Below are 6,082 nucleotides of genomic sequence, written 5' to 3'. Positions count from 1 at the left end.
GGACGAGGGTGGGCACGCCGGGCTGCAACACCGGCACGAGCGGAGGCTGGGCGGGGATCGGCTTCGGCGTCAGACCGACCACCCACGCGGTGCCCAGCGCGCCGGCCAGGACCACCGCCGAGGCCGACAGCGCGATCCGCAGTCTCGGCCGGTCCGCCGAGGAGCGGCGTGCGGCGCGGATGAGCCGACCGGTCATGCGCACCGACAGATAGGCGGTGCCGGCCAGCGGGAAGATGAGCATCAGGGAACCGATGACGCCGGCCAGGCCCGCCGCGATCTGCCCGTTCGCCAGCGCCTCACCCGTCCCCGACACCTGATCGGCCAGGGATTTCGCCCCTGTCGAAAGGATCCGCGGGAGATTCCACAGCGCGTAGCCGAGATCCGCGGCGAGCAGCGGAACCATCGTGGCGACCCAGGCGGTGACGATGACCCGGGCGGAGCGCCGCAGCCCCGCGACCTCCGGCGCCACCGGCCGGCCCGGGATCGCGCTGCGCAGGATCGGACCGATCTTGCCGTACAGGTCCGGCACGCCGGCGAGGTCGCCCAGGATGTAGTACCCGTCCAGCCGTACCGCGGGCATCAGCTGCTCGAGCACCTCGAAGTGGCCCAGGTAGATCGCGCTGAGCAGGAACGTCTGGCCGCTCAGCCCGTAACAGCCGAGCAGGACCAGCATGAACACGACGTTGAAGTAGATCCCGCCGAGGTCCGTGCGGATCCGCCCGCCGCGCCCGATCCGGTAGACGTCGGTGACGTCGGTGTACATCGACGGCCAGATCAGGAACAGTCCGCAGCCGATGCAGCCGGGGCACGCCCCGCTGTAGCGGCACGCGGAGGCGTGTCCGAACTCGTGGAAGAACAGTGACGCGACGGTCAGGGCGAAGACCGCGAGCATGAGCACCGGCTGGTTGAGCACGGCCAGCACCGGGGTGATCGCGCCGTGGAAACCGAAGAGCCACACGTCCATGGCGACGGCCCCGAGTAGGACCATGGCGACGATGAGCGGGTGGTGCAGCCAGGCGAACACGCGGGCGATCACGCCGACGCGCGGCTCGTCGAACAGGACCTTGTGGGCTTTGAGCGCGAGGAGGAGATCGGTGCGCGGAGCCTGGACCTCGTCGCACTCCTGGCCCCAGGGCACGATGATCCCGAGCGGGATGAGCTTCTCCTCGATGAGGAAGTTGACGTTCCCCTCGCTCACCTCCCGGCCGTACTCGCCGCTGACGCGGTGCGAGATCGCCTCGGTGTCGCGCACGCCGTCCGCCGCGCCCGCGACCAGGTAGAGCAGTCGGGAGAGCTGGACGACCTGCCCGTCGCCCCGGCGGGCGATGTAGCGCGGCTCGGTGAGCCCGGACCCCTGGTACTCGCCGTGCAGGCGCAGCCCGAGGCTCCGCCTGGGTGTGGGGAAGTCAGGGTCCTGCGTGAGCTGGGGCTGCGGCCACCACAGGGCCGTGGCGAACCCGCCCGGTCCCGGAATGGACGCCTGGGGTGTCCCCGTGGCAGTCATGCTGGCTCGATCCTCCACACATCTCGTTCCGACGGCACGCAGCACGGGCGGCCCGGCCGGCTGCGGGGCGGTGGTGTCCGCTGCCGGAAAGGCGGGCGCTGCGGTCTAACTGGACGACTGTGGGTGCCCCCGGGTGCGGCGGGACCGGGTGGTCCGCGCCCGATGAAGCCCGGTTGAGTTCTGGACAAGGCTCGATGCGGTCGGGCAGGGCGCGCGGTTGGGTGGACGCGCGGCCTGGAGACGCCGGCTGACTGCGCTGTGCGCCCGCTGAGGCAGCCGGCGGCAGTCGTGCCTGCCGTCGGACTGGCTCAGCGGGCTCGCGCAGCCGCTACTGGGTGATGCTGATGGCCTGGCCGGCGGCGGACTCGGCGTCAGCGCCCCACGACTGGTAGTTCACCGCCGCGGACAGGTTGGTGGCGTTCACGTGCGCGACGTGCTTGGTGACGTTGACGTTCTTGGTGAAGTTGAACTTCAGCGTGCTCAGGGCCTCACGGCCGGGGAGCAGCTCGGCCGACTCGGCGTTCAGCTCGTCGATGTTCATGCTCATGGGAATGTCCTTTTTTTCAATGGGAAAATTAGAAAACGGGAATGGAACAGTGGATCCGGGGGAATCCGAAAAGGAAGAACAGGAAGAACAGGAAGAACGCGCAACAGGTAGAACGTTGCGCCGGCCGCGACCAGCAGGGCATTGCTCGGTCCCGCGGCGGTGGGCCGCGAGGCGGCCCACGCGGACTACTGGGTGACGCTGATGGACTGAACGGCCTCGCTGGCGGCGGTGGCGCCGGCGGACTGGTAGTTCACGGCCGCGGACAGGTTGGTGGCGTCCACGTGTGCGACGTTGACGTGCTTGGTGACGTTGACCGTCTTGGTGAAGCTGAACCGCAGGCGACCCAGCGCCTCACGGTCGGGCAGCAGCTCGGCCGACTCGGCCTCGAGTTCGTCGATGTTGATGCTCATGAGTTCTCCTTGCCGTGACGCGCCAGGCGTCTAATCTTGCGGAACGATTCGTCCGGTCTGGACGAACGAACGTTATCCCCTAAACCCGACACACGCAAACGACACGCCCATAACCCCGGTACAATCGCGGTGAGCGGAAGGGGATGGATACGTGCCAGCAGCGCGCGCGGGTCGAAACAGAGTCAGCTTGGAGTCGAGCCCTGCGAACGGCCGTGGACGTCCTCGATCGAGTTCCCACGGTGAGGGCGCTCCCGCGGGCGACGAGCCCGAGACGCCCAATCCCCTTCGATCGCTGATGCGTGATCGGATGGAGGAGAAGCGCTGGTCCTACGGGGACGTGGCGCGGCGCGGAGGGATCTCGAAGTCGACCGTGCACCATCTGGTCTCGGCCGAACGGCCCCTGCGCATGCTGCAGTCCGCGACGCTGCGGGGTCTGGCGCGGGGCCTGGAGCTGCCGCTGGACGTGGTACGGCGCGCGGCCGCGCAGTCGGTCGGGATCTACATGTACGAGCCCGAGTCCGCGCCCGAGGTGGACCTGCTGATCGCGAGCCTTCAACAGCTCTCGGACAGGGACCGCCAGCACGTCGCCGCACTCGTCGAATCCCTGCTCAGGCACAGCCAGCAGGCCGACGAGGACGAGTACGAAGACGAAGACGAGGGCGAAGACGGGGGCGAGGGCCCGCAGCCGTAGTCTGCGCCCGGCCCGGCCCTCGACCCGTCGGTGTGCGGCCGTTGCGCTGCGCCGAACGGCCCTGCCCACGTTACGGGGCCGGCACATCGTCCGAAGCCGTTCGACGCCACCGAACGCCCTCGGCTTCGAGGATCCGCAGCAGCTGCCCCCGATCGACCTCGATACCCTCGCCGCGCGCCGCCTCGGCCAACGCGTCCAGGGTCTGGCCGGCCGCGGACCGTGCTTCGTCCGCGGCCGGCGACACGCCCGGGTCCTCGCACGAATCTTCGGTGGCCAGGGCGGTGATCCGAGCGATGTCCTCGCGGCTGATCACAGGCTTGCGCCCGGGCCGGGCGGCGTCGACGAGCCCGTCGATGCCCGACGTCCGGAAGCGCGAGCGCCACTTGCCCACCGTCGGCATCGAGATCCCGAGGTCCTGGGCGATCCGTATGTCGGTCGCGCCGTCCGCGCTCGCCAGGACGATCCGGCAGCGCAGCACGTAGCTCTGCCACGACTGCGCCGCCCGGACCGTTCGGACCAGTTCCGCCCGCTCCGCCGCCGTCAGGCTCAGCTCGGCCTTCCGGCGGCCTCTGCCCGGCATGCGATCACCCCATCCAGCTATCCGCGCTCACGGGTTCGGGCGCCGGCTAGGCGGTGACCCGGCCCACGCGCACGATCGGGCCGACGGTGAAGACGTTGCCGTACTGGACATCCTCGCCGGGCCGCGGGGAGTGCACGACCAGCCCGTTGCCGACGTAGACGGCCACATGCTCGATCGCGCCGCCGTCGTAGCTGTAGAAGACGAGATCGCCGGGCTCGAGCTGGGAGACGTCCACCGCGGGCAGCATCGAGGCCTGGGCGGCGGCGTTGTGCGGCAGCGCGACCCCGCCTCGGGCCCAGGCCGACATCGTCAGGCCGGAGCAGTCGAACGCGGCGGGACCGGCGGCGCCGTACACGTACGGATCGCCCACCTTGGACTCCGCGTACGCCACCGCGGCGGCGGCACGGGCGTTCGGCGCGACCGCGGTCAGGTGCACCCGTCCCGGATTCACCCCCTCGCCCGCCTGGGTGACGGCCTGCTGCCCGGCGCCACCGAGGGCGTCGAAGATCTCCTGCGCCCGCCGAGCCGCGGCGAGCGCCGCGTCCTTCCGGGCCTGCGCCGCGTCGACGGCAGCCTGCTGCTGGGCCAGGTCGGCCTGCACGAGCCCCTGCTCCGCGGCGAGCCGCGCCTCGTCCTGGTCCAGGGACCGCAGGCTCCTGGTGTTCTCGTCGGCGATCTCGTTGCCGACCAGGGCGTCGTTGAGGTAGGCGGAGGGGCTGGCGTCCAGGACGAGTTCGAGCCCGGACATCGCGCCGCCCTGGTACTGCAATGCGGCCTGCAGCCCCAGGGTGCGCTGGAGCGAGTTCTTCGCGCAGGTGTCGGACGAGATCTGCGCCTGCAGCGCGTCGATCCTCTGCTGCAGCTTCGCGGCCTGCGTCAGGGCCGCGTCGTAGGCCTCGTCCGCGGTCGCCGCGGCATTGAGTTCCTGCTCGTATTCCGCCTGCGAGATCGGCTCCGCCACTTCGGCGTGCGCGTCGGCCTGCATCAGCAGGGGGGAGATCAGTGCGCTCGCGCCGACCGCGACGGCCGTGAAGGTCTTGCGTGCCGGGCGCTTCTGGGGACAGTGAGCTGACATGCGGTCCTCTTCCGATGACGCCTGGCCGCGAGCGCCCGCCGTCCTCGGAGCGAGAGGTCGCTACCGACGTCTCACCCCGGGCATCAGCGAGATTCCCGGTCCTGCCAGGCGAAGGGGCCCCAAGCGGGGATGGAGGTCCGCGGTGCACGAGCCGCGGTCACGCTGGAAACGCCGTCGTCGAACGCACGGCGCAGATCTCCGCCCGAGGCCTGGAGCCTCGCAAGCACGGACATCTGGTCCGGAACTCTAGCCATATGACCGTCTCCGATCAAGTTCTTCACGATATCCCCTGTTCTTCAGCGTTTTCGTCCCAAGTGTTCCCTCGCCCACACCAGGGGACGCCGCAACGCCGAGAGGCCCCAGCCGAAGATCGGCTAGGGCCTCCACCTGCTCTGTCGACGCGCAAGCTTCACAGGTGCACGCCTGGCCGCCGTCCTCGGAGCGTCTGCCTGCGCTCCCGCAGCGCCGCGCGGTCGAGGTGTCGCAGATACGGCACGACCAGGAATCGCGGCTGGTTGAACCAGGTGATGGCCACCAGCAGAGGGAAGCCGGCCGTAAAACACACCAGCAGGGCAACGGCCACCCAGCGAAACCCGCCGTCTTGGCGGCTGGGATCGCCCAAGCCCACACACGCGCACATCAGCAACAGACACACGAACTGGGCCGCGTAGACGACAAAACCGCGCACCAGGCCATCGGCCGCCGTAGGACCGAGCCCCGAGCTCATGAAGGCCGTCCCCCGACCGAACTGCCCCGGGTCCCGCCACTGACGCACAGCCAGCCAGCACATGCGCCCCGCCAGCAGGCCGAACATGGCCATGACGAAACAGAACCCCACCGGGCTGGCAGCGGCATAGCTGGCCTCAGCCTGGAACGTCTCCCCACCCCTCCAGTCTTCACCCCACGCCGAACCCTGACGCCACCAGATCCGGCCCGTCATCCGCCACGGCGCACTGGTGATGGACCGGATCTTCCCCGAGTCCGGAGCGGCTTGGCCACCCACTTCAGCCACCCTAACGAATCAGGGCCGTACACCTGTTACCGGTGTACGGCCCTGAACTGCTACTACAACCGTCGGGGTGGCGGGATTCGAACCCACGACCTCTTCGTCCCGAACGAAGCGCGCTACCAAGCTGCGCTACACCCCGGCTGTGCCCAGTCGATGGACCGGATCTTCCCCGAGTCCGGAGCGGCTTGGCCACCCACTTCAGCCACCCTAACGAATCAGGGCCGTACACCTGTTACCGGTGTACGGCCCTGAACTGCTACTACAAC

7 protein-coding genes and 1 tRNA gene are annotated in these 6,082 nt (G+C 69.5%); 1 reads left to right on the top strand and 7 read right to left on the bottom strand.

What is annotated here, in order from left to right; all coding sequences use genetic code 11:
* The 3 genes from KDL01_RS38325 to KDL01_RS38315 form a co-directional block, all read right to left on the bottom strand.
* Window positions 1-1,504: zinc metalloprotease (locus KDL01_RS38325; protein WP_212533627.1), on the bottom strand; the 1,504-nt coding region annotated here is incomplete at its 3' end.
* Window positions 1,505-1,832: 328 nt separating this feature from the next.
* Window positions 1,833-2,051 (bottom strand): hypothetical protein, encoded by a 219-nt coding sequence (locus KDL01_RS38320; RefSeq protein ID WP_212533626.1) that lies wholly within the window; start codon window positions 2,049-2,051, stop codon window positions 1,833-1,835.
* A 185-nt stretch (window positions 2,052-2,236) separates the two neighbouring features.
* A complete protein-coding gene (locus KDL01_RS38315) occupies window positions 2,237-2,461 on the bottom strand; it encodes a hypothetical protein (RefSeq protein WP_212533625.1) in 225 nt (74 codons plus the stop codon).
* Between the two features lie 295 nt (window positions 2,462-2,756).
* On the opposite strand from KDL01_RS38315, the gene KDL01_RS38310 reads away from it, so the two are divergent.
* On the top strand, window positions 2,757-3,152 hold the full coding sequence (locus tag KDL01_RS38310; protein ID WP_212533624.1) for a helix-turn-helix domain-containing protein: 396 nt from the start codon (window positions 2,757-2,759) through the stop codon (window positions 3,150-3,152).
* 70 nt (window positions 3,153-3,222) lie between these two features.
* Here the strand turns inward: KDL01_RS38310 and KDL01_RS38305 are convergent, their stop codons facing one another.
* The 4 genes from KDL01_RS38305 to KDL01_RS38290 all read right to left on the bottom strand — a co-directional run bounded on the left by KDL01_RS38305 (window position 3,223) and on the right by KDL01_RS38290 (window position 5,955).
* Entirely contained in the window at window positions 3,223-3,732 is a 510-nt protein-coding gene (locus KDL01_RS38305) for a helix-turn-helix domain-containing protein (protein ID WP_212533623.1), read from the bottom strand.
* 46 nt (window positions 3,733-3,778) lie between these two features.
* On the bottom strand, window positions 3,779-4,807 hold the full coding sequence (locus KDL01_RS38300; RefSeq protein ID WP_212533622.1) for a C40 family peptidase: 1,029 nt from the start codon (window positions 4,805-4,807) through the stop codon (window positions 3,779-3,781).
* Between the two features lie 409 nt (window positions 4,808-5,216).
* Entirely contained in the window at window positions 5,217-5,810 is a 594-nt protein-coding gene (locus tag KDL01_RS38295; RefSeq protein ID WP_212533621.1) for a hypothetical protein, read from the bottom strand.
* A gap of 71 nt (window positions 5,811-5,881) precedes the next feature.
* A tRNA-Pro gene (locus KDL01_RS38290) sits at window positions 5,882-5,955 on the bottom strand.
* Window positions 5,956-6,082 lie beyond the last annotated feature (127 nt).

This window comes from Actinospica durhamensis (assembly GCF_018139695.1).
GTDB lineage: Bacteria > Actinomycetota > Actinomycetes > Streptomycetales > Catenulisporaceae > Actinospica > Actinospica durhamensis.
The sequence above is the reverse complement of the archived record's forward strand: the minus strand, read 5'-3'. Positions and strand labels throughout refer to the sequence as shown.

Excerpts from the sequence above, each read along its gene's own strand:
- KDL01_RS38300 (WP_212533622.1), bottom strand. The coding sequence starts at position 4,807 with ATGTCAGCTCACTGTCCCCAGAAGCGCCCGGCACGCAAGACCTTCACG.
- KDL01_RS38305 (WP_212533623.1), bottom strand. The coding sequence starts at position 3,732 with ATGCCGGGCAGAGGCCGCCGGAAGGCCGAGCTGAGCCTGACGGCGGCG.
- KDL01_RS38320 (WP_212533626.1), bottom strand. The coding sequence starts at position 2,051 with ATGAGCATGAACATCGACGAGCTGAACGCCGAGTCGGCCGAGCTGCTC.
- KDL01_RS38315 (WP_212533625.1), bottom strand. The coding sequence starts at position 2,461 with ATGAGCATCAACATCGACGAACTCGAGGCCGAGTCGGCCGAGCTGCTG.
- KDL01_RS38310 (WP_212533624.1), top strand. The coding sequence starts at position 2,757 with ATGCGTGATCGGATGGAGGAGAAGCGCTGGTCCTACGGGGACGTGGCG.